Origin of the sequence: Nocardia noduli (assembly GCF_019038455.1) — a bacterium.
GTDB lineage: Bacteria > Actinomycetota > Actinomycetes > Mycobacteriales > Mycobacteriaceae > Nocardia > Nocardia noduli.
Map to the genome: position 1 here is coordinate 1 of NZ_JAFMPL010000109.1, position 21,801 is coordinate 21,801.

Annotated in this window: 26 protein-coding genes; 5 read left to right on the top strand and 21 right to left on the bottom strand. The window is 66.2% G+C overall.

Annotated elements, in window-relative coordinates:
- Positions 1–52: 52 nt before the first annotated feature.
- Positions 53–577: an NUDIX hydrolase gene (locus tag JZ792_RS34585; protein WP_216917111.1), complete on the top strand. Its 525-nt coding sequence runs from the start codon at positions 53–55 to the stop codon at positions 575–577.
- Between the two features lie 20 nt (positions 578–597).
- Here the strand turns inward: JZ792_RS34585 and JZ792_RS34590 are convergent, their stop codons facing one another.
- The 20 genes from JZ792_RS34590 to JZ792_RS34685 all read right to left on the bottom strand — a co-directional run bounded on the left by JZ792_RS34590 (position 598) and on the right by JZ792_RS34685 (position 16,313).
- Positions 598–1,284 (bottom strand): nucleoside/nucleotide kinase family protein, encoded by a 687-nt coding sequence (locus JZ792_RS34590; protein ID WP_216917112.1) that lies wholly within the window; start codon positions 1,282–1,284, stop codon positions 598–600.
- 51 nt (positions 1,285–1,335) lie between these two features.
- Positions 1,336–1,980 carry a 3'-5' exonuclease gene (locus JZ792_RS34595; protein WP_216917113.1) on the bottom strand — a complete coding sequence of 215 codons (645 nt, stop codon included), beginning with the start codon at positions 1,978–1,980 and terminating at the stop codon, positions 1,336–1,338.
- Complete coding sequence (locus tag JZ792_RS34600; RefSeq protein ID WP_216917114.1) at positions 1,965–3,020, bottom strand: DegT/DnrJ/EryC1/StrS family aminotransferase; 1,056 nt, start codon at positions 3,018–3,020, stop codon at positions 1,965–1,967. The genes JZ792_RS34595 and JZ792_RS34600 overlap by 16 nt, the downstream gene beginning before the upstream one ends.
- Positions 3,017–4,051: a radical SAM protein gene (locus tag JZ792_RS34605; RefSeq protein ID WP_216917115.1), complete on the bottom strand. Its 1,035-nt coding sequence runs from the start codon at positions 4,049–4,051 to the stop codon at positions 3,017–3,019. The genes JZ792_RS34600 and JZ792_RS34605 overlap by 4 nt, the downstream gene beginning before the upstream one ends.
- Positions 4,048–4,713 (bottom strand): nucleoside/nucleotide kinase family protein, encoded by a 666-nt coding sequence (locus JZ792_RS34610; protein WP_216917116.1) that lies wholly within the window; start codon positions 4,711–4,713, stop codon positions 4,048–4,050. Before JZ792_RS34610 ends, JZ792_RS34605 begins: the two co-directional genes overlap by 4 nt.
- On the bottom strand, positions 4,710–5,534 hold the full coding sequence (locus JZ792_RS34615; protein ID WP_216917117.1) for a class I SAM-dependent methyltransferase: 825 nt from the start codon (positions 5,532–5,534) through the stop codon (positions 4,710–4,712). Before JZ792_RS34615 ends, JZ792_RS34610 begins: the two co-directional genes overlap by 4 nt.
- The gene (locus JZ792_RS34620; RefSeq protein ID WP_216917118.1) at positions 5,531–6,037 is read right to left on the bottom strand and encodes a phosphoribosyltransferase; all 507 of its coding nucleotides are present in this window, start codon (positions 6,035–6,037) and stop codon (positions 5,531–5,533) included. The genes JZ792_RS34615 and JZ792_RS34620 overlap by 4 nt, the downstream gene beginning before the upstream one ends.
- Positions 6,034–6,744, bottom strand: coding sequence for a 7-carboxy-7-deazaguanine synthase QueE (locus tag JZ792_RS34625; RefSeq protein ID WP_216917119.1), 711 nt, complete (start codon positions 6,742–6,744; stop codon positions 6,034–6,036). Before JZ792_RS34625 ends, JZ792_RS34620 begins: the two co-directional genes overlap by 4 nt.
- A 3-nt stretch (positions 6,745–6,747) precedes the next feature.
- Positions 6,748–7,191, bottom strand: a complete 444-nt coding sequence (locus JZ792_RS34630) for a 6-pyruvoyl trahydropterin synthase family protein (RefSeq protein ID WP_216917120.1) — start codon at positions 7,189–7,191, stop codon at positions 6,748–6,750.
- Positions 7,192–7,364: 173 nt separating this feature from the next.
- On the bottom strand, positions 7,365–8,018 hold the full coding sequence (locus JZ792_RS34635) for an AAA family ATPase (RefSeq protein WP_308165574.1): 654 nt from the start codon (positions 8,016–8,018) through the stop codon (positions 7,365–7,367).
- On the bottom strand, positions 7,945–9,069 hold the full coding sequence (locus JZ792_RS34640) for an NAD(P)-dependent oxidoreductase (RefSeq protein WP_216917122.1): 1,125 nt from the start codon (positions 9,067–9,069) through the stop codon (positions 7,945–7,947). The genes JZ792_RS34635 and JZ792_RS34640 overlap by 74 nt, the downstream gene beginning before the upstream one ends.
- Positions 9,070–9,113: 44 nt before the next feature.
- Positions 9,114–9,947 carry an SAM-dependent methyltransferase gene (locus JZ792_RS34645; protein ID WP_216917123.1) on the bottom strand — a complete coding sequence of 278 codons (834 nt, stop codon included), beginning with the start codon at positions 9,945–9,947 and terminating at the stop codon, positions 9,114–9,116.
- A 235-nt stretch (positions 9,948–10,182) separates the two neighbouring features.
- Positions 10,183–10,677 carry a hypothetical protein gene (locus JZ792_RS34650; RefSeq protein WP_216917124.1) on the bottom strand — a complete coding sequence of 165 codons (495 nt, stop codon included), beginning with the start codon at positions 10,675–10,677 and terminating at the stop codon, positions 10,183–10,185.
- Positions 10,678–10,855: 178 nt separating this feature from the next.
- Complete coding sequence (locus JZ792_RS34655) at positions 10,856–11,659, bottom strand: hypothetical protein (RefSeq protein ID WP_216917125.1); 804 nt, start codon at positions 11,657–11,659, stop codon at positions 10,856–10,858.
- Positions 11,660–11,690: 31 nt separating this feature from the next.
- Positions 11,691–12,371: a TetR/AcrR family transcriptional regulator gene (locus JZ792_RS34660; RefSeq protein ID WP_256461536.1), complete on the bottom strand. Its 681-nt coding sequence runs from the start codon at positions 12,369–12,371 to the stop codon at positions 11,691–11,693.
- Positions 12,371–12,748: a winged helix DNA-binding protein gene (locus tag JZ792_RS34665; RefSeq protein ID WP_216917127.1), complete on the bottom strand. Its 378-nt coding sequence runs from the start codon at positions 12,746–12,748 to the stop codon at positions 12,371–12,373. The genes JZ792_RS34660 and JZ792_RS34665 overlap by 1 nt, the downstream gene beginning before the upstream one ends.
- Before the next feature lie 154 nt (positions 12,749–12,902).
- Positions 12,903–13,178 (bottom strand): hypothetical protein, encoded by a 276-nt coding sequence (locus tag JZ792_RS34670; RefSeq protein ID WP_216917128.1) that lies wholly within the window; start codon positions 13,176–13,178, stop codon positions 12,903–12,905.
- A gap of 89 nt (positions 13,179–13,267) precedes the next feature.
- Entirely contained in the window at positions 13,268–14,512 is a 1,245-nt protein-coding gene (locus JZ792_RS34675; RefSeq protein WP_216917129.1) for a cytochrome P450 family protein, read from the bottom strand.
- Positions 14,509–15,717 carry a cytochrome P450 family protein gene (locus JZ792_RS34680; RefSeq protein ID WP_308165575.1) on the bottom strand — a complete coding sequence of 403 codons (1,209 nt, stop codon included), beginning with the start codon at positions 15,715–15,717 and terminating at the stop codon, positions 14,509–14,511. The genes JZ792_RS34675 and JZ792_RS34680 overlap by 4 nt, the downstream gene beginning before the upstream one ends.
- Before the next feature lie 59 nt (positions 15,718–15,776).
- Positions 15,777–16,313, bottom strand: coding sequence for a hypothetical protein (locus JZ792_RS34685; protein ID WP_216917131.1), 537 nt, complete (start codon positions 16,311–16,313; stop codon positions 15,777–15,779).
- 280 nt (positions 16,314–16,593) lie between these two features.
- On the opposite strand from JZ792_RS34685, the gene JZ792_RS34690 reads away from it, so the two are divergent.
- The 4 genes from JZ792_RS34690 (at position 16,594) to JZ792_RS34705 (ending at position 20,672) form a co-directional block, all read left to right on the top strand.
- Positions 16,594–17,379 carry an aminotransferase class IV family protein gene (locus tag JZ792_RS34690; RefSeq protein ID WP_216917132.1) on the top strand — a complete coding sequence of 262 codons (786 nt, stop codon included), beginning with the start codon at positions 16,594–16,596 and terminating at the stop codon, positions 17,377–17,379.
- Between the two features lie 78 nt (positions 17,380–17,457).
- Positions 17,458–18,375, top strand: a complete 918-nt coding sequence (locus JZ792_RS34695) for an SUMF1/EgtB/PvdO family nonheme iron enzyme (RefSeq protein ID WP_308165577.1) — start codon at positions 17,458–17,460, stop codon at positions 18,373–18,375.
- A 586-nt stretch (positions 18,376–18,961) separates the two neighbouring features.
- On the top strand, positions 18,962–20,176 hold the full coding sequence (locus tag JZ792_RS34700; protein ID WP_498044267.1) for an NsdA family TPR-like regulatory protein: 1,215 nt from the start codon (positions 18,962–18,964) through the stop codon (positions 20,174–20,176).
- Position 20,177: 1 nt separating this feature from the next.
- Positions 20,178–20,672, top strand: coding sequence for an SLOG cluster 4 domain-containing protein (locus JZ792_RS34705; protein ID WP_216917135.1), 495 nt, complete (start codon positions 20,178–20,180; stop codon positions 20,670–20,672).
- A gap of 315 nt (positions 20,673–20,987) precedes the next feature.
- On the opposite strand, the gene JZ792_RS34710 is transcribed toward JZ792_RS34705, so the two are convergent.
- A complete protein-coding gene (locus JZ792_RS34710) occupies positions 20,988–21,584 on the bottom strand; it encodes a DUF6907 domain-containing protein (protein WP_216917136.1) in 597 nt (198 codons plus the stop codon).
- Positions 21,585–21,801: the final 217 nt, after the last annotated feature.

Sequence of the window (21,801 nt, forward strand, 5' to 3'; positions counted from 1 at the left end):
GGTCTGGCACGATGTCGGGGACCGACACCGACCTGTCCTGGGGTGATTCTGGATGATGAAAGTGCACGCGACGGCCTCTACCTTCGTGTTCTGCCGGTTCGAGGGCGAGGGGTGGAAGATCGGTCTGGTGCTACAGCCGCGGTTGGGCAAGCAGATGGTGCCCGGTGGTCACGTCGAGGACGACGAAACCCCTGCCCAGGCGGCGTTGCGTGAGGTGGTCGAGGAGTCCGGGCTGGAAGTTCGGCTGCTGCGGCGCGCGAGTGTTCCTCTGCCGCAGGGCTATCCACTGGAAGTGGTGGTCGAGCCGTGGTGGACCACGTTGGTCGACGTACCGCGCGACAATCATCTCGCCGAGCCGCACAAGCATCTCGATCACCAGTACGTGGCGGTCGCGGATTCCCCTGACCCGGTCGCGCAGGCGGTACACGAGTTCGGCTGGTACCGCCTCGAGGAACTGGCTGATCTGGATCTGTTCGACGACACCCGCAGGCTCGCCGAATTCCTCTTTCCCCATGTCGATGTGCTCGACCGCGCCGAAGCGACGGTCGGTGGGCACGGGTCACTGCTGCCCGCCTAGAGACGCGGGCTGGGTCCGAATCACGCTGGACTCGGACCCGGCCGGGCCAGCAGTTCGAGCAGCGCGGCGGTGAGTGCGGTGGTGTCGTGTTCGCGGCGGTCCAGGACCAGAAAGCGGTCCGGGTCGTCGGCGGCCAAGCGCTCGAACAGGGCTGCCGCCCGCCGGTGCAGGACCCATTGCTCGGCGGTGAAGGTCTCTGCGTTGCGGACTTCCGCGCGGTGTACGGCAGCCTCGACATCGTCGGTCAGCAACACCGTGCGGTCCGGCAGTGGCCGGTAGAGCGCGGCGTGGCGCAGCAAGGTGGTGGCGAAGCTGTAGGCGTTGTCGTCATCGGGGTGGGTGATCAGGGATTGGTAGACCGCGGTGGTGTGCAGGCTGCGTCCCTCGATCACAGTGCGCCCTGCGGCCAGCAGGTCGAGCACGGATTCGTAGTCGTGGGTCTTGACCGCCAACAGCAGCAGTGTCTCCGAACCCGGATATCCCGCGCGCAGGAACCGCTCGCCGCCGGATGCCTGTACCAGGGTGCCCAGCAGGCGGCGGCCGAGGTCGGTATCGGTGGATCGGCGGGAAAACTCTTCGAGCACTACCGGCGGGTCTTCGCCGTCACGGGTGAGCTGCTCGACGACCAACCCGGTCAGATAGGTCTTTCCGACACCGTTGATCCCTTCGATACTCAACAGCTTTGGTGCGGAACCATTTTCATTCATGCGGGTAGAAGCAGGCATGAGTCCTCGTTTCTGCGGGCACGGTCGCCGAGGTCAGTCGAACAGCGTGGTTTGCTCCGGCGGCGGGGCCTGCGGGGTGTAGCCGGCGATGGCGCGCAGGTGGTCCAGGTTCATCCATGTGGTGGAGTCGGTGACCATTCGGATGAAGATCTCGGCGGTGAGGCGCACGTCCGCGCCTGCGCGGTGCCGGTCGGGTGGTGCGGGGATGCCCAGGTGGCGCATGATCTGGTCGAGGCTGTGTTTGGGCAGATCTGGGTACAGGTCCCGTGCCAGACGCACGGTGTCCAGGATCGGCAGTCGCGCCAGGTTCGGGCACGACTGCCGATAGGCGGACAGAACTCCTGCTTCGGCGGGAGCATGGTGGGCGATGAGCACGTACGGACCCGCGGTGAAACGGCGATCCAGTCTCGCCAGCACCTCCGTCGCGGGGGGCTGTTCAGCGACCATCTCGGGGGTGATGCCGGTTTGCCCGGTGTCGAACACCGTCAGCGCGGCATGAGCCGGGGGCCGCATCAATGCCTCGAATTCGGCTCCGAGGTTGATCTTGCCGTGCTCGACATGCAGTACCTGTACGGCGACCTCGAAGGGTTCCTTCGGTGCGCCGGTCGGAGTGGTGTATTCGAAGTCGATCACCGCCATGGTGACGGTGCTCAGGGAGTCGATCAGGCGTCGACCCATCGGTGAACCTCCTGCTCGATGATCGCGGCGTACTGCGTGATGCGGGTGTGGTCGTCGGCGCGGGTGAGCGCTATGGCGAGGATGGAGTCCAGTACGGTGGCCGCTGTTGTGCAGCGCGGGGCGGTTTCGTCGGCGAACATCGGGCGTTGATCCAGTGGGATCAGTTTGAAGGTGCCCGTCGAGTTCGGCACCGGGATATCCAACGCGGCCAGGTGTTCGGCGAAGGCCCGCGGCCGGTCCAGATGTAGCCGGAACACCGGCGCGTAGTGGTTCCAGCGCTGTCGTCGCGGGACCAGCGCCTCCAACTGCTTCACCTCGGCCAGTAGCCGGATCATCAGCAGAGTCTGCTCGGTGCGCCAGCTGATCTGTTCGTCCAGCCCTGCCAGTTCGGCGCGGCCGAGCGCGGCCAGTGGCTCGGCGAGCCGGAAATTGTGGGCGATCCGCGAGGCCGGCGCACTGTCCGGTGGTGCGGTGAGCCAGTGGGATCGGTAGGCGCGGGCCGTGGCGGCGAGCTCGCTGTCGTCGGTGGCCAGGAAGCCGCCTTCGCCGGTGGACAGCAGTTTGAGCTGGTGGGTGCTGTAGCAGCCCACCGTGGCATCCGACCCGGCGTGAGTGCGACCGATCATCGTTCCCAGCGCTTGGCAGGCGTCGACGACCACCGGGATACCGTGCTGGGCGGCGAGGTGGCGGACCGCGTCGCTGTCGGGTGCGCGCCCCCACAGGTAGACCGGCACGATCGCGGTCGCGCCATCGAGGTGCGCGGTGAGGTCATCGAGGTCGAAATCGGTTCCGTCGTCGTTGCAGTCGACGAAGATCGGTTGCGCGCCCAGCGCCACCACCGGGGCCACCGTCATCACGACCGTCAGCGCGGGAACGATCACCCGGTCACCGGGACGCACCCCGGCCGCGTACAAGCCGGTCTGCAATGCCGTCGTGCCGGAGGAGACCGCCACGACGTCGGTGACGCCGAGGTAGCGCGCCAGTTCGTCTTCGTAGGCGTCCACTTCGCCGGACGGCCGCAGCGCGGCGGCGCGTATCACCGAGCCCCCAGGACACGGTCGAACTCCATCAGCGGGTTCATGTTCACACAATCGCCGCTGAACAGCGGGCAGTCCCGCACGGACGTGGTCGGCACGAACAACTCGGCCGCGGTGTGGCCGATGATGCTTCGCTGGGTACCGGCGGCGGCCTGCGCGGCGATCATATGCCCTGACGGGCAATCCCACACCGATCCATCGGGCTCGATGAATGCCAGCTGGTGTCCGCCGTAGCAGCCGGGTTTGTCCTGCAATCGGTGCCGCACTGTCGAGACCACCTGCGCCGGATACAGCTCCCCTGGCAGGCTCATGCCGAGATCGGCGGCGGCAATCGCGCCGAAGACCTCCTCGAGCAGCGGTACGTCGTGCTCACGCAGCACCAGTTCCTCGAACAGCTCGTGGCCGGGGTCGAGCGCGACCGGCTGCGCGACGAAATAATCCACACCCAGCTCGGCGGCGAACCGCGCGGTGTCGGGCATCCCGGCCAGGGTGTTGCGTGTCAGCACACTGTAGATGCCGACCTTCATCGCCCGGTCACCGCGCTCATCGATCAGCGCGGAGATCCCGGTGACAACCCGAGCCCAGCTGTCGGTTTGACCACCCCGTGTGGGGCGTTGACGGTCGTTGATCACTGGATCGGCCGAGTCCAGAGAGACCGAGACCGCGTGCACGCCGTTGTCGTACAACATTTTCCGGATCGCCGGGCGGGTCAGAGGGCGGCCGTTGGTGCACACCACGACCTGCACTCCCGCGGCGGTCAACGCCGCGATGATCTGGCCTACCGGTGGCCAGTTCAGGGGTTCGCCGCCAGCGAGGAATACTCGCTCGATCCCTGATTCGCCGATATCGGAGAGGAAGTCCAACAGCACCGGCAGTCCCAGATCACCATGGGGCAGGTGGGTGAGTTTGCCCGGCTGTGTCGGCGGTTCGAGACGATCCTGTTCCAGCACACCGAAATAGCAGTGCGGGCAGCCCAGGTCACACGGGCTACGCAGCGCCCACAGCACGGTGGTCGTCTTGCCCGCCGAGATCATCGCGGCCCCCCGGCGGCCTCGATGATCTCGCCGAACATCTGCTCCACCACCGCGGCCTCGTCGCGTCCGGCGCGGTCGATGACGCGGAAACGGCGCGAATCACGGTGCGCACGGTCGCGATACATTCGGTCCGCGCATTCGATGAGTGCTCGTTCTTCGGTCGTGATCGGGCTCCCGCGACGGCGGGCGTATCGCGCGACGCAGGCGTCGAGATCGTCGACGAGCAGCAACACCCGATCAGGTGGAGGCCGCCATATCGCCGCGGTCGCGCTGATGAGGTCGGCGAGCTGATCACGCAGCGCCGCTGTCGCGTCTGTCCCGCCCCAGATCGCGGCTTGATAGATCGCCACGGTGTCCACACCGCGGTCTTCGAGCACCACCGCGGGCGGATCGGGCAGAGAGTGGATCTGTTCGTACTCGCGGACCTTCAATCCCAGCAGCGCCAGGGTTTCGGTGCGCGGATGGCCGGTGCGCAGAAACGTGTCCCCGCCCGAGAGGGCGGTGATCACTTTGCTCGGCACCGCGTCACGGGTGTCGGTCAGCTCGGCGACCATCGCGTATTCCCCCGCCGGGAACCGCTGGGTCAGCTTCCCCAGCAGATGGGTCTTGCCGACGCCGTTGATCCCCTCCACGCTGCACCACAGCGGTGCGCGCGCGGTCACGATCGATCCTTGCGCACGCAGACATACAGGTTCTCGGTCGATGATTCCCCCAGGACCGTGGCGATGACCGGGCCCAGCAGGTGATCGGGCACGCGGTCGGACAGCTGCCGATACAACTCGGCTGCGCCGTCGCCGAATCGGTCGGTCAGCGCCCGCACGATCACCTCTTCCGGCGGCGGCAGGATCCCGATCTCGTCCTTGACAGCCAGGCCCACCTCATCGAGGGCTGCCAGCAGTTGTTCGCGGGGCCATTCGTGGACGTGGACGCGGTATTGGAGCGGTGCGCCTTCGGGGGTGATCGGCGTCGACAACAGCAGCCGACCGTCGGGGCTCAGCGCGTTGGCCGCTTGGCCCAGGCTCGCCAGTCCCGCCGGATACGGCAGGTGTTCCAGCGCCGAGGTGTAGACCACGACGTCGATATCGGCGCCCACGCCCCAGGGCTGGGAGACGTCGGTGGTCAGGAACTTGATCGGGAACTGCGGCCCGTAGTGGGCATCGAGTTGCTGTTGGCGCAGGACCGCGCCGCGCAGGTTCGCCGCGCTGATATCCAGTCCCAGATAGCTGCCCAGATCCGGGCGGTAGCGGTAGAGCACCGGCAGTTGCAGGCCACCACCGCAGCAGGCGTCGACCACCTTGTCTCCGGGGTGGCAATGCCCGGCGATGATCAGCCGCTGCATCAGGTTCATGATGCCGCTCGCCTTGACCTGGCCCACTCCCAGGGCCGCGTAGAAGTCATCCATCTGATTGATGCTGTAGTCGCCGATCATCGGCGTGCCCGGCCGCGTACGGCGCGGATCATCGTGGCATTCTGCCGCAGTCATCGAACCTCCCAGGGGAAACGAACCCATCCAGCGCATGTGGCGCCGATGTAGTGACAATGCTGTTGAGGCTCATCGGCATTCGCCTTCGCCCAGTTGACGGTGTTGACCACGACCACCGCGCGGCGCACCCGCGCCACCGTGTCGGGGATGAGCGAGCAGGCCACAGTCAGACTCGCGCCGGAACCGGCGACGTCATCGACGACCAGCACATCGGCACCCGGGGCGAAGACACCCAGCGACGCCGGGTCGAGCACCCGCGGCTCCGGATACTTTTCGGCGTCGGTGCCCTCGTCCTGGGTGTGTTCGATGCCGATCGCGCGCACGTCCCGTACACCGAGCTGATGCGCCAACGCCACCGCTGGCACCATCCCCCCGCGCAGCACGCCCACCACCACGCTGGGCCGCCCGTCAGCGGTGACACGTGCAGCCATCGCCCGCAGACAGGAACCGAATCCGGCCCAGGTCAGATCCAGAGCCAGAGCCTCGCCGTTTGACACGCTCATCGGGCTCCCGCCAGCACATGCAATCGGCCCGAGACGTTCCAGCCGCGCGCCACGGCCCTGTCGTGGATCGCGGCCAAGCCCGCCACCACACGCTCGACGGTCTCACCTTCGGGCATCACCCAGACCGGGGACAGGCCATAGGTGGTCTGCAACTCGGTGATCTCGGCGAAATCGGCATCGACGTTGGCGACGACGAATTTGAACACCGCACGCCCTGTCGCGGTCAGCGCCGCCAGCGCGTCCGGCACGATCCGTGTCGGCTGCGGCATACCGGAATTGGCGAGTTTCGGCGAAACCACCCACATCTGTACGCGCTCGGCGAGTTCCGGCATCGGCGCTATCGTCCCGTTGGTCTCCACCTGTACCCGCGCGTTCACCCCTTGCGCTATCGCGGCCATCGCCGGTTGTTGCAGCATCGGTTCCCCGCCGGTGATCACCAGCAGATCCACGCCCGTGCCAGCGACCCATTCCGTGATCTGGGCTGTCGGTATCCGCTGCGACACCTCGGCCGGGCGGTATCGCGACCAATCCCAGGTCTGCTTGGTATCGCAGAAGCCGCAACGCAGATTGCATCGCGACAGCCGCACGAACGCACACCGCTGCCCGGCGTAGGGACCTTCTCCCTGGGTCGACACGAACCTCTCCGCGACCAGGACGGTGTCACCCCGCCGATCCCCCACCGCGTCCCTATCCGATCCTGTTGCCATCGGTCACAACCTCTCCCAGCACGCCGCCGAATGCGATGTCTCGCTCACAGTCATCGACATCAAACGCGCGCCACCCAAATTCGGTTCGACTTCGGCGACGAACCAGCAACCCAGATGATGGGCCAGCAATTCACTCGTCGGCGCGAAGTCGACCACGTCGTTGAGATGACGATGATCGAACCGTGCGCGCAGATACTCATCCAGCGGCGACAGGTTCGCGAAGTCGGTCACGAAACCGTGCTCATCGAGCGTCACCGCGCCCAGAGCCACCGTGACCGTGTAGTTGTGTCCATGCAGCCGCGAGCATTTGTGCTCCACCGGCAGCGACGACAGTTGATGGCTGGCGCAGAAGTTGAATGACCTCGATATCCAGAAGTTCCCGCGCTCGGTCGATACCTGCGTCATCGTGTCGTCCCCCCGATCAAATCGTCCGACGATCGTTTCCAAATCTATTGTTATTCAACGTCATACAGCGTGTCAACCTGTAATTAGTTGCCATACAACCATTTTCGCGAACAATGCGCCCGTCTATGGCGGTGCATAACAGCGAATGCACCGCTATCGACTGCTCGATGTAGTCAGCTATGGGACTCGGCTCCGCGGCCTCTCTGTCTCGGAGATCACGATCTCTGTTCCGCCTTGTCCTGCTCGACCCAACCGCGGATCGCGTCGGCGATCACAAGTGCGGTCCGGCGAGGGCTCGTAGCGGAGGTATCCACGACCAGGTCGGCCTCACGCGCAATCCAGGTGCGGGCCTCGAGGAAGATCGACAGATGCTCCAGACGCCACCCGGCAGCACGATGTAACACCTCGTCATCGCAGATTCGTTGCCGCAGGATCTCGGGCCGCGCATCCAAGAGCACATGGTGCAGCGTGTGCCCGTGATCACCGATTCCGGTCACCAGCTCTCGCCAATACTGCTGGTCCAGCACAGTCTGCGGGATTACCAGGTGCTGGCCGGTCTCACGGGCGATCTCGTCGGCAACCATCGGAGTCAGCCGTCGCCATGACCGCAGTTGCTGGAAGTCGGCGAATCCGAAGTCCTGGAACTGCGATCGAACCAGGAAGCCGACCATCTCCGGGTCGAACAACCGCCACTGCGGGTTGTCGGCCACTATCTGCTCGGCCACGGTCGTCTTGCCGGCACCGAACGCTCCATTTAGCCAGAGGATCACCGCAGCTCCTATCTCGAGCGGAATTTCACGTCTGAGCCCCCGTGCCCTTTGCGCCCTCGGGGCTCGGCGCCGGGTCTTGCGATAGGTCCGAGCGGGCACGCGGAACGCCGTCCCACGGCCACGGCTGGCCGCCGCACAGGACGCGGGTGATGTTCTGCGCCAACACATCAGCGACGCTGTAATTGGCCTCGCGGGTTCGTCCGGCGATGCCGGGGGTGTGCACGACGTTGTCGCGGCCGAGGATCGGATCATGCAGCGGCACCGGGACGGTCTCGTACACGTCGGTTGCCCAAGCCAACTCCCCGCGCAGCACCCGTGCCCGTAGTGCCGCCAGGTCGATCCCTGCCGCGTCGAGGGTGACCACCAGCGACCCCACTGTCAGCCGATCGACCGCCGTTTTCGCCACCCGCAACCGCGGTGAGCCCTCAGCTACTACGACGATGTCGGCTCCGCACACGTGCGCCAGATCGATTCGCTGGACATCGCGTACGGCGAACTCGACCTCATCGGCATCCGGATCGGACACCGCCACCGTCGCCCCGAACTCGGTACACAACTCGGCGACCCGCATTCCCACCGGCCCCAGTCCGACGACGATCACAGTCTTGCCGCGCAAGGTTCCGTTGACGAAACCGGGATGATCGACGTACTGCCAGCTCGGCAGCGGCCACGCGCGCGGGCCTTCCGCGACCATCGCGGTGTGCCAGGACGGCAGCGACCGCAGCCCGGCCAGAATCAACGCGATGGCCATCTCCGCGCGTGAATCGCTGTGGCCCCGTGACCCGTCGACATACGGGATACCGCGGTCCGCCAGCGCCGTGGCGATGGCCGGGTCGACACCACCGATTCCCGCAACGACAGCCAATCGCGACAATGCCGCGATGTCGGCCGGTTCGGGCTCCACGCCGATCAGCACCAATGCCGGAACCTCGCCGATGCCGGGAATCTTGCGCAGCCGCCCATCGGCGGCCACGGTCTCCCACAGCAGCGTGTGCCCTTGCCCGACAAGTCCACCGCGCAGGCGATCGGCCAGGAACGGCCATGTCGCCTTCAGATAGCCGTCGTCCACGATCAACACATCCGGGCAGTCCAAGGTCCGGCCCGCGAACCGGCGCCGGTGGGATGCGTCATCGACTGTCGGCGCTGCCATGCACGGCGGTTCACCGCCCGCGCGAGGGGGAAGGTCTCCAGCCGTCATGGCAGCCTCCCCACCGCGGCCAGGCAGAATTCTCCGGTCGGGTTCCCCCACCCGAACTCCGCGTCGTTCAACCCGGCCCGCACCACATCCGGTCGCCAGCTGTGCACCGCGACCAAGCCCGGCTCCATCAGGTCGAAGCCGGACAGAATCGCGGCGATCTCCTCGCGCCGCCGAGGGCGGAACTCGATCCCATTGACCCGGTAGATCTCGGCCGCGTCCGCGACCGGGCCGGTGTCCTGGTCAGCGGTGACGTGACTGAGCACCACACACGACCCCGGCGGAAGGATCGTCGTGACCGCCTCGACCACGACACTGGGATCATCGATGAACTCGAGCACGAATCCGAAACAGATCGCCACCGGACCAGCGGGATCGATCGTCTCGGCGATTTCCCGCACGATCGTGTCGGTGTCGGTGATATCGGCGTGGATGAACTCGGTCTGCTCGTCGGCGAGCAACGCCCGCCCGTGCACGGCAACCACTGGGTCGCTGTCGAGGTAGATCGTTCGTGCCGAAGGACGCACGCGGCGGGCGACCGCGTGCAGATTCGGCGAGCACGGGTAACCCGACCCGAGTTCGATGATCTGGGCGATACCGTCGGCAGCCACGTCGTGCACGGCTCTGGCCAGGAACATGCGGGCCGCCTGCGCCGCGAGACCGAATTCGGGGACCTCGGTGATGAGCCGTTCGCCGACTTGCAGATCGGTCCAGTACGAATCCTTTCCGGCACCGAGCAACACATCGTGCACCCGCCCGCAGTGCGCGCGCCGAGGATCGACCAGCGCGATCTTCTCGACGCTCGCGTGAGCACGGCCCCGTCTGCGGCTCACCGGATCTCCCCTTCCGCATCCGGTGAGCGATCTCGCGGTGGCATCCGCCGCCGATCGCAGCTACCGACCAGGGCGCACCCGTAGCGGACATCGTCCGCCGCAGGCCCTGCCATAGCTGAGGGAGGCTGCCCAGGCGTCGCTTCCCACTCCGTTCCGGTGCGTGGCTCTCGTGGTGTATTCGACTGCGTGCAGCGCGGGCCTGATCTGTTGCGGCGCAGCGCGATCCGATGGAGGCTCACCACGTCATCACCTCGTGCAGCAGTTGGGGTCCTCGGGGGTCGCCGATGAGAATTCGTAGCTGGCACCAGGCTCGGCAGATCTCCTCCCCGTCGGCTGCTACGGGTGCTGGAGCGCCCTGATTGCGCAGGTGTACCGCGGTCAGCACCCGCCCGTCCTCATCGCAGAATCTCAGGGCGTTCAAGTACTGCCGGAGCGGGGTGGTGGGCTCACGCCAAGGCCCCCACCTCACGGGGTCGTAATCCGCCCAGTACCGATGGAATCCGGAGAGGTCGAGGTCGGCCATGCGTTGCTGCCATTGCGGATCGCCGATCAGCCGCAAGTATTCGATACAGGCTTTTCGGATTCTGCGCCCATCGTCGGGAAACGCAGCCGGAATCGGTGCTCGCAGCAGCTTTCGGGCATCGCCGGGAGAAAGTGTCTCCCACTCCAGCACCCGTCTACGGAACCTCTGGATGGGGGTCGGCTCATCCCAGCCTTCTTCATCAGCCATACCCATAGCTATCTCCTTCCCTTCTCAGCTCGGGCAAGGTTCAGGTGGCGCGAAACCGAGCGCCGCACCCGCACCTCGGCGTCCGCCCACGTGATCAACAGGAATGCGGCCTCGTGGTCGCTGTCGAGACAGGGGCCCGCGCCCAGGAACTCCATGCCGGCAAAGCGCGGGCGGCCGATTACCGGCGCGCTGTTCTCGCGCGGAAGCTGTGCACGGGTCCGCTCCATCCACACGGCAGACCGCAGGTCGGATGTAGCGAGATCTCCTGCTCGCCGTCGCGTTCGCGGGTCGTGCGCGTCGCGGTGGCCGCATAGCCGCACCGCGGGCACCGTGCGAAGAAGTCCAGCACCTCGCTGACCGACGTCGGTGAATTCGACGCGGGCGCGCGGGTCGTGTCCACCGTCGCCGTGGTCCTCTGCGCTGTGGCGGGTGCCTGCACGCGGGTCGGGCCAGCCGGGGGTGTCACTGGGGTGTCGGCGACCAGGCCGCACACGAAGGCGTGTCCGGCGTCGGTGAGGTCGTAGACCGTCACCAGGTGGCCGGTGTCCGGGTCGGGCTTCGTCCCCGAGCGCACGAGCTTTCTGTTCTCGAGGCTGCGCAACGTGCGCACGGTCGTGGCCACCGGCCCTCGTGCGGTCAGTTCCTTTGTGGTGCAGGGGTTCACCGCATACCACAGGCTCATCGCCATGCGTAGCTGCGAAAGGCTCACGCGCACCCGACGCCGGTCGTGGCGGGCGTAGATGGTCTCCGCGGTCGGCACCGTCGCGCGGTCGAGGCTCGTTGGGTCGAGCACGAGCGATCTCCCTCGCCGCAGGATCAGCAGGACGCAAGGGCCGTCGACGGCGAGACCGGGCATCCGTTCCTGGAGGACGGGATCGAGGGAGACTCGCACCTCGGGTGAACTTCGGCACAGCGTGACCAGCGCTTCCAGCTGAGGCAAGGCAGATGTTGCGATACCGCTGCGCTCGCGCTCGGACGCCATTTCGGAGCAGATCGGAGGACACGGGCCGCGCTCACCTGCCTCTCGACGAGAAGTGAGAGGCGGGTGCGCCAGGAGGTCGATTCGGTGACCGTTCGAGCGCGGGTGGTGGCGGGCTGCCGATCCGGCGCGGTCCGACGATGGTGCTCAGCGCCAGTTCGACGTAGCTCCGCACCATCGCGATGGTGATGTTGGCCGGATCGGGGTGCTGGGTCACCAGGCCCGCGAGTACGCACACCAACAGCGAAACGGTCACCTCACAGTCGTCGGTGGACGGCGCACCGATCCTCTCGGCGGCGGCGGTGAGCCAATCGCCGAGCGCAGCGACCAGCCGTGTCAGCGGGATCGCGCGCTCGGGAGTGGACTCGGTGAGCGAGAACTCCAGCGGGATCCACCCGGATCGCGTCACCGCCAGGAACCCCCAGGTCGATACGACCGAGACCAGCTGATCGGCGGTGTCGACGCGCACCAGGCCCAGACGTTCGATCACGCCCCGGTACACCTCGTCCAGCACCGTCGCGCCCAGATCGACTTTGCTGTCGAAATGCGCGTCGATAACGCCGTGGGTGTAGCCGGCGCGCGCCGCGATCTCATCGAGAGAGCTCGACCCGAATCCTCCGACGAAGAACAGCTCGACGGCCGCCCCGACCAGGCGTTCACGGGTGGCGTGTTGTTGCTCGGTTCGTGTCGGAACCGGCTTGCCCGAGGTCGTCATCACCACACCCGCCCCTCGGTCTGGCCACTCGGACCCACCTCGACAACCGCGCCGGCGCCGTCGAGGACCCGCATCGCGTGGATCGCTCGGTGTCCCAGCGGTGTCAGAGACCACACCCACCCGCTGCGAACCCCGGCCTGGCCCTGGACCAGATGCCGCGCCTGCAACGTCGTGACCGCTCGCGCCACCGGCTGTGACCGCAGCCCGGCTGTCGCAGCCGCCAAGTCGGCGGAACTACGCTCCCTGTCGGTGCCGCGAAGTTCCCACAACACCACGACCTGCACGTAGCTGAGCACGAACCCCGCGCCTGAACCGCGGCGATCACGACAGTCCTCGCCGCCGCCCCCGGCGGGCCGAACGAGCACCGCCGCGCTCACCGCCGAACCCCGAACCGGTAGCGGCCACCGATCCGCTGAACACGCTGCGCCTCAGCAGAGTTCGACCGTGGCTCGCGGCGGGGAGCATCCTGGTGAGTGCGAACACGGATCTGCGGGTCCATCGGCGCGCCGGACCACGCCGCAATCACCCCACTCATGTCGACTCGTTCCCGGTGGGCCGCCGCCGATCCGGCAGGGTTCCGCCCGCGTTGACATGGGCTTGCAGGTCTTCGCCGATCGCAGCGTGCACCGCAGCCACGTGATCGATCGCGATCGCCTTGCTCTGCGCACGGGGCCACCCCGCGTGAACCAGAATCTCTACCGCGGCATCGAGTTCACTCTTGTAGCGCACCAGATCCTTGTTATTGGTCGCGAATTCGACCGCGCGAGCGAACGTCATGGTGTAGTCGGGACCGAATAGGTCGGTCATCTCCGCGATGATCGCCTCGACCCGAGGCAAATTGGGTCCACCATCCGCGCCTCGCAAGAACGGGCGCGCCCCCGGGGGCATTTGCGCGCTCATGCCGACCGCGTGGCGCGCGACCGACCGCCCAGGGCGACGGGCAGGCGGGTGTGGCCGTTGACCACGAGGCTCGGGATACGGTCCAGGTTTCCGGCGTCGGTCACGAGTTCCATGTCCGGGAACGCGGCGAACAGCGCAGGCAGGGCGACCGTCGCTTCGAGCCGCGCCAACGGCGCGCCGATACAGTAGTGCGGTCCGTGCCCGAAGGCGAAGTGCCCGCCGTCGGGGCCGGTCGGGTCGAACCGATCCGGGCTACGGTGCAGGTTGGGGTCACGTCCCACTGCGGCGAGGTGGACCAGCACGACATCCCCCTTCGCGATCACGACACCGTCACCGAGGTCGATGTCCTCGATCGCGAACCGGAACGGCATCTGGATCAGCGGCGGGGAATAGCGCAGGGTTTCCTCCACCACCGCCACCCACGAGATGCGCCCGGCCATCGCATCCGACAGCAGTTCCCGATCGCGCAGCAGGGCTGCGATCGCCTGATCGAGAAGATGTGTGGTGGTCTCGTACCCGGCCACGATCAGCAGCATGAGCGTGTCGGCCAGTTCCTTGTCCGACAACTCACCGCGAGCGTGCGCGTCCAGCAGCGTGCTGGTGACGTCCTCGCCGCGATGGTCCTGTTTGTAGGCGATCAGATCGGCCAGCACCCGATACATTTCGGTCAAGTTGGCTTCGGCCTGCGCTGGTGTCAGGGTGATGTCCAGGATTTTGGTGGTGCACGCGCACAGCGCGGCGGCCGGTCCCGCGGGGACACCCACGAGTTCGCAGATCACACGGATCGGCACCTCGTTCACGAAAAGCGCACGCAGGTCGATGATGTCACCGGGCCGAGTCGCGGCGAGGCCGACGATCAGCTCGGCCGCGATAGCCTCGATTCCCGGACGCAGCGCCTCGATCCGGCGCGGGGTGAGCGCCGGTGTCACCACCCGGCGCAACCGGGTATGGTCCTCGCCGTCGACGGTCAGCATGCTTCGCACCGCCACCCACCCGTACATCGACCACGCCGGGGTGATCTCGCCCTCGCGCAGCGCGGGCCAGTGCTGGTGCGCGTCCTTCGCGATCCGCGGATCGTTCAGCAGTTCCCGCAGCACGGCCGTGTCGGTCACCGACCAGGCCAGGACACCGCCCGGCAACTCGACGCGCGCGATCGGGCCGCGCTCACGCAACCGGGCCAACTCCCCCGGCCAGTCGGTGCCGGTCAGCAGGACCGGCGGATTATCGGTGTGCAGTGTCATCGGGAGTACTCCTTCGAGTTCATCGGCGGCATCGCCAGATTCATGGGGGAACAGGGAGGGAAGATGACCGGTAGCGCGGCCAGAGCGCGGTGGAAGGGGCCGGGACGCCACACCGCCGCCTCCTCGGCGAACGCGAGATCGGGAATGGCGTCCAGCAGCTGGTCGATGGCGCGGCGGACAATGATTTCGGCGATGTCCTGCGCCCGTGCCGGGCACGCATGCGCCCCGGCCCCCCACGACAGATGAGATCGGTTGCCGTGCCGGTCGAATCCCTGCTGATCCACCGCGGGATCGGCATTGCACGCGGCGTAGCTGATCAGCACCGGTTGGTGCGCCGGAAGCCACACGTCATCGATCAACAGTGGCTGCCGTGGATAGCTGGCCCCGAAGTTCGGCAACGGGGTGTCGGTGAACAGCACCTCGGCGATCGCGTCCTGGACCGATACCGACCCTCCGTGCACCCAGCCGCCGAACCGCTCGTCTCGCAGGGTCAGCAGCACCGCGTTGGTGATCAGATTGCATGTCGGCTCGGTGCCCGGCCCCAACAACAGCGCGGTCTGCTCGACGACCTCGATATCGGTCAACCCCGCCGGATGCTCGATCAGCCGCGATATCACGTCCTCGCCCGGCGAGGCGCGTTTGGCCTGCACCACCGCATACAGCGCCGCGCCGAACCGCGGGCCCGCGTCGGCGACGCCATCGAGCATGGCCGCTATCTCCGCCCACGCCGAATGTGCGGCGTCCGGTTCCAGGCCCAACAGGCCGCACATCACCCAGAACGTCAGCGGGTAGGCGTACTGGGCGCGCAGATCCGCCGCGCCCAGCTCGCAGAAGTCGTTGATCAGCCCTTGGGCCGTGGTATCGACAATCCTCTCCACCTCGAACCGGTCGATCCCGGTCAGCGCCTCGTTGATCGCACCCCGATATCGCTCGTGTTCGCGTCCGGTCGTGCGCAGCGCGTTGCTGCGTCGCCGCAGCACCTCGAACACCGAACTTTCCGGGTCGGCCGTCTGCTCCCATCGCGTCGGATCCGCGGGAAAATGCTCTACGTCGTGCATGATCCGCAACGCGGTCCGGTAACCGATCACCAGCGTCGCCGCAACCCCCGGCGCCAACCACACCGGCACCAACGACCGGTACCGCTGGCGCATCTTCCGATACGCGGCGAGCGGATCAGCGGCGAATTCCTCCGAATACAACGACACCCGCTGCTCGTCGCCGACTGGCCCCGCAGCGACAGGGCATCGAGAACCAGTCGCGGCCGTCACCGGCGGCCCTCCTGATTTCGTACGGCCGCACCGATGGCCACCGTCAACTTGGCCAGCGGATCGAACTCCGCCAGCTGGCCGTTGGGTTCCCGCAACCAGGTTCGCACCACATCGTCCGGGCCCGGCAAGGTCAACTCCGCTCCGCCGACCGTGCGGATCGCCGCCACCCGATACAGACCCGCGGCGGCCTCCAGCGTCGGCGCGGGCACCTCCGGCATCGACACGCGCTCCATCAGGTGCACCGGACGCTGGTCACCCTCGGGAGCCGCTCTCGTCAAGAAACTCAGGTATTTGGTTCTCCGGTTCTCCACTACCGGGGTCGCAACGTCCTGTTCCTCCAGCACCTCGAGAACCCGGGTTCCGAGGTCGCGAGGCATCTGGATGGCCTCCACCGTGCCGGTGCGCAGCAGGATGCGTCCGTATTTGCTGACGGTGGTGTCGAAGCCGTACTCACCGCGGTATCGCTTGCACATCCGCTCGACAGCGGCGATGTCTATCTCTTCGGCAGCGGCCGGTTCCTCTAGGGTGATCATTACCGAATTCCTCGAACGTTGGGATCAAGACAGCCGTCCTCGATGACGGCGTAGGGAAAGGCGCTCAGCGCCCGACGAGATGCCCGCACCTCAGTCTGGGTAGGTCTGCGGCATCGGCGAATGCGCGATAATCCACGGCGAGTGCGGAATTCATGCATCCCAGCATCGGCACACCACGACGAATGCGGAACTGCACTACCACCGCACCGCACTGCAACAGCACTGCACTTGCGCAGTGCCCCCTGCCGATCGACGGTGGGTCGGTGGAAAACTGGGCGGCATGACAGAACTCAACGGCGTCCCGGTCACCGCCGACGAACTCGCCTCGCTGGCGCTGGTCGGCTACGGACACTTCACCTCGATGCGGGTCGAGCAAGGCGGCGCGGTCCGCGGCCTCACCCTGCACCTGGATCGCCTCGTCCGCGACTGTCAGACCGTGTTCGCCGCTGACCTCGACACCGACCGCGTGCGCGAATACGTCCGCCACGCCATCCGCGGAGCCGCCGCGCCCCTGGTCGTGCGGGTGACCATCTACGATCCGGCGCTCACCCTCGCCCGCCCCGGCGACGCGGCCCAGCCGCACGTGCTGATCACCATGCGCTCCGCGCCACCCGCGACCGCGGGCCCGCTGCGTCTGCAACCGATCGTCTACTCCCGCGACCTGCCCCGGGTCAAACACGTCGGCCTCTTCGGTGCCCTGCACCAGCGCGCGCTGGCCCAGCGCGCCGGATACGACGACGTCGTATTCACCGAGCCGGACGGCACGATCACCGAAATCGGCACCAGCAACATCGCTTTTGTTCGCCCCGACGGTCAGTTGGTGTGGCCCCACGCCGAAGTGCTCGTCGGCACCACCATGCGACTGCTCAACCAGGTCCGCGACGAAAACGTCCTTACCGAGCGCGTCACCCTCGCCCAACTCCCCGACTACGTCGGTGCCGTAGCGACCAACGCCGCGACCGGTGTCCGCCCGGTGATCGGCGTCGATGAGCACCGCTGGCCCGAGCACGAAGTCGTGGAGAAACTGCGCGCACAGTACGAATCCATTCCGCCACATCGGATCTAGCCTCACGCCGCCCTGAGAGGCCACTAGGCTGATACGCCACCGCAAGGGGAAGGGGTATCCGCGGAAATGATCAGCCTGGTGCGGCCCTGGACAGGCGCCGAAGTGACCGCTCTGCGCAGCGCACTGCGGATGTCGCTCATCGACTTCGCCGCCTATCTCGGAGTCGGCACGCGCATCGTGTCCACCTGGGAGGCAAAGGGGACTGACATCGAGCCGCGCCCGGTCAACCAAGCCGCTCTCGACACCACGCTGAAACGGCTCAGCGCCGACGAACTCGCCCGGTTCAGCCAGCTGGTATCGGCCGAGGCCATCACCGACGCCCCCGAAGACGAAAACCTCGTACAACCCGACCGCGCCCGCCATCCCGTCGACGGACGCTGGATGACCCGAATCCCCGACAGCGTCTACCTTTCCGGGCCACTCGACCAACCCGTCTGGCTGCCCGACTACTGGATCGACACTTACCCCGTCACCAACGGCGACTACGCCCTGTTCGTAGGCGCCGTCGGCTACCCGTCGCCGCAGCACTGGACCGGTCGCCGCCCGCCACCGGAGCTCAACGATCACCCCGTCGTGTGGGTCACCCACGACGACGCCAGCGCCTACGCACGCTGGGCCGGGAAACGCCTCCCCACCTCCCAAGAATGGGAGAAAGCCGCGCGCGGCACCCGCGGCGCGACCTGGCCCTGGGGCGACCAAGCCACCTCCGCAAAATGCAACTGCAAACGCGACCGAACCACAGGCACCACAACACCCGTTGACCGCTACAAATCCGGCGTCAGCCCCTACGGCGTATACGACCTCGCAGGCAACGCCTGGGAATGGCTGTCGACCGAATCCACCGACGGCCGCTACGAATTGAAGGGTTCGAGCTTCCATTCCCTGCTCGAGGCCGCAGCCGCCGCAGCCTTCAACGACGCCGACCGACTCATGCTCGACGACGACACCGGATTCCGATGTGCCACTACGAACCTTGACGCCACAGCCCCGAGGTAGCGGACAGGTCGAGACCGATCGGACGAGTTCGCGGGCTAGGCGAAGTCGGTGCACCAGAGAAGGGCGTCTCCGGTGCCGTACAGCGACATCAAACATTGACCCCTCGAAACGCTCCGCGGATATGAACAAGAATGTGGTGTGTTGCCCACTTGGCGCGCCGCGAGAAGTCCGCGTAGCGGGCCGCGTGAGCTGGTCGAAAAGCGTGAAGTCGGAACCACGCAGCGTCCTGCCGGGCCTATGACGATCCCCGGCCATCGACAGTCCCTCGAATCCCTGCTTCACGAATCGGACCAGCCGAGCAACCGAATCGTGGCCAACGCATAAGCACTGGCTGTCGACCCGTGGCCTGGTCGCTGTGACAACCCTCACCGCGCGAAGGGAGACTTCTCAATGTCGTCGCCCTGACTTTTCCCGGTCCTTGCGGACTTTTCCCTGACATCGCCCGCATCCGCGCTGGTAGCGCCGGTTACAGCGCGATAGCGTTGAGCCATTCCGCAGGCGTGAGGTGGACATGGCAAATCCAGAGCCCAGAACTGTACTTGCACAACTGATTTACGCCAGCTCTCGAAACGTTCCCGAGTGGTGCATGGAGTTCGATCGAGTCGCCGCCGAAGTCGGTGAGGACGCGACTCTTTCCGAGCGGCAGATACGACGTTGGATGGCCGGCAATGTCGCCGGTGCGCGAGCGGCATCACAGCGCGTCGCGCAAAAGGTGTGGAAACTGTCGTTCAGGGATCTCGTTTCCCCGCCCCGGCTCACGGACGCGGTAGAGACAGCCCCAACGGCCGACCGCATGCACCAGGAGATCACCATGTCCACCGAAGACGCTGCACACTGGGTCAAACGCGGTGGCGGCGGAGTCGACGAGAACGTTCTCGAGCAGTTACACGCCGACATCGCTCATCTCGCCGCCGACTACCTCACCAAACCCGCCCTCGAACTCGTCCCACGCCTATCCTCCATGCGCCGCGACGTGTTCGACATGCTCGACACACGCCAACGCCCTCGCGTCCTGCCCGACCTCTATCTCATCGCTGGCCAGGTCTGCGCCCTGATGGCCCACGCCTGCGCCGATCTCGGCCGCCCCTACGACGCCGAAACCCACGCACGGACGGCCTGGCTCGCTGCGGACTACTCCGAAGATCAGCAATTGCGAGCCTACGTTCGGTGGGTCCAAGCCAACATCGCTTACTGGGACAAAGATTTCGATCGTGCCGCCCAATACGCGCAATCCGGACTGGCGGACATGCGTGCGGATTCGACCAGGCTGCGACTAGCCAGCCAACTTGCACGAGCCGAAGCCGCGCGCGGCAACGACCGCGCCGCATTGGCCGCCCTCGACATCGCAACCGACGCGATAACCCGGGTCCAACCCGCCTCACCCACCACCGGGCCCGGCGCCGGAGTCATGTACTTCGACCCTGGCAAGGCCCGCTACTACGCCGCCGAAGTGCACCTCGCTCTCGGAGGCACCCAGCACGCTCAACTCGCGCTCACCTATGCCGACTCGGCGTTGGATACTTTCACCGAAGATTCACCACAGGAATTCGTTGCCGCTGCAACACTTGACGCCGCGCTAGCCCACCTCGGACTCCGAGACCTCGAGGCCGCCGCTGCGCGAGTCGAACGAGTGCTCTGCCTCCCCGTCGAACTACGAACCGCACCCATCGTCGCGCGCGTCACCGACACTGCTGACCGATTCGCCGCCCTCGGCTCGGCAACACCGGTCCACCGCGAGCTGACCGAACGCATTACCCTGTTCCGCGCATACACCGCCGAGAAGGAACGCAGCAAGGAGTGACATGCCGCCAGTACAGATCGCTGTTTGCGGACCCCGTAACTGCACCGACACCGACGCCGCTAACGCTGAACACGTCGGCCAACTACTCGCTCAACGCGGTGCCACCGTCCTCTGCGGTGGCGGCACCGGCGTGATGGCCGCTGTCGCCGCGGGCGCCTCCCAGCACGGCGGACTCGTCATCGGAGTTCGGCCCGACACCGACCCCGTCAACACCTGTAAAGGACTGTCCGCAGTCCTCTACACAGGGATGGGCGAAGCCCGCAACGCAATCCTGGTGAACTCGGCCGACGCAATCATCATCATCGGCGGATCCTGGGGCACCCTCTCGGAACTGGCTCTAGCCAACCGCCGCGGCGACATACCAGTAGTCTCGCTGGGGGGCTGGACGGTTATCGACGCCGACGGAGTCCAACGGGCCGCCGCAATCGAAGCCAAAACACCCCGAGCAGCTGTCGACGCCGCACTGGCCGCCATCCATACCCCAACTGATCGGTAGTGCTGCGCTGACATCGCCTCGAAAAGAATTCGTGAGCGACGCTAAACCTGGTTGAGGCGAGTTCCACTACGAGTGCGCACTCTCGCGCCCGGTTGAGTCGTCGGCGCACCGCCGGGACTTGCCAATGCTGGTCGAATCGGGGCCTTCGATCAGCGCGATACAAACGGGCCCGTCGGGACCGCCCGCGCCGAATTCGACATAGGGTTCACCACCGCGTGAAAGCGTAGAATCGATCGGATCTCATCGTGACAGCGGAAATTCCACACCTTCTGTCTACTTCGCATTATTGAATTCAAGCAAACTATCGATTCCGATCTACGTTACTTCCACCACTTCGGCTAGATCCGCGCAGTCAAGCAAGTGCGCTGAGAGCTTGCACGCTTCCGCTGCCCGAAGCTCCGTTGCGACCGCTTGCACCAAGATATGCAGCGAGACCCGGCGTCCGTCTTCCTCGTCGAAGGCACACACCCGCACCCCGAGTGCGACACTGGGTTCGTGAACACCAGCAACGACCATCACTCGGGACGGGGCCTGATGCACGCGCTCGCCGTCAGGATCGTCCGGGTCGGGATCTGTGTGTTCCAGACACCATGAGGGGCACTCGCCCTCGGCGGAGATAAGTCGCACGTCCGCAGCGTCGATGAGCATCTTCGCCCCCCGCCGGGCTTCGGCAGCGGTCAACTCCATACCGACTCCATGCGGATCGAACAATTCGATCACACACTGGCGCGATTCCCCATCGTCGCGCGCCGCGACTCGGACCGAGATACGACGAACTACGCCGATAACTACGACCTCGGCAATCTCCAGCACGAATTCTGGACCGCAATGGACAAAACCAGCCCTGGGATTGTCGAATTCCCGCTCCCGGTGCGACTCACACCAGGACGGACACGAAAGATTCACGGCCACAACTACTCCACATCCTTCATAGCCGACACCCGTCCCGCGCCCGACACCTCAACCCTAGCGCCCGAACACGGTGTCCAAGTAGTCGGCTGAGTCATTGATGCGGCGAGACACTCTGTAGTGAGACGAAGTCGCTCGAAAGTAGGCAGCACGGACATCTGGCTGACATCAACGCTCGGGTCCGGTCGTTCGACCACCGCCGTCGCCGCGATCACCCCGC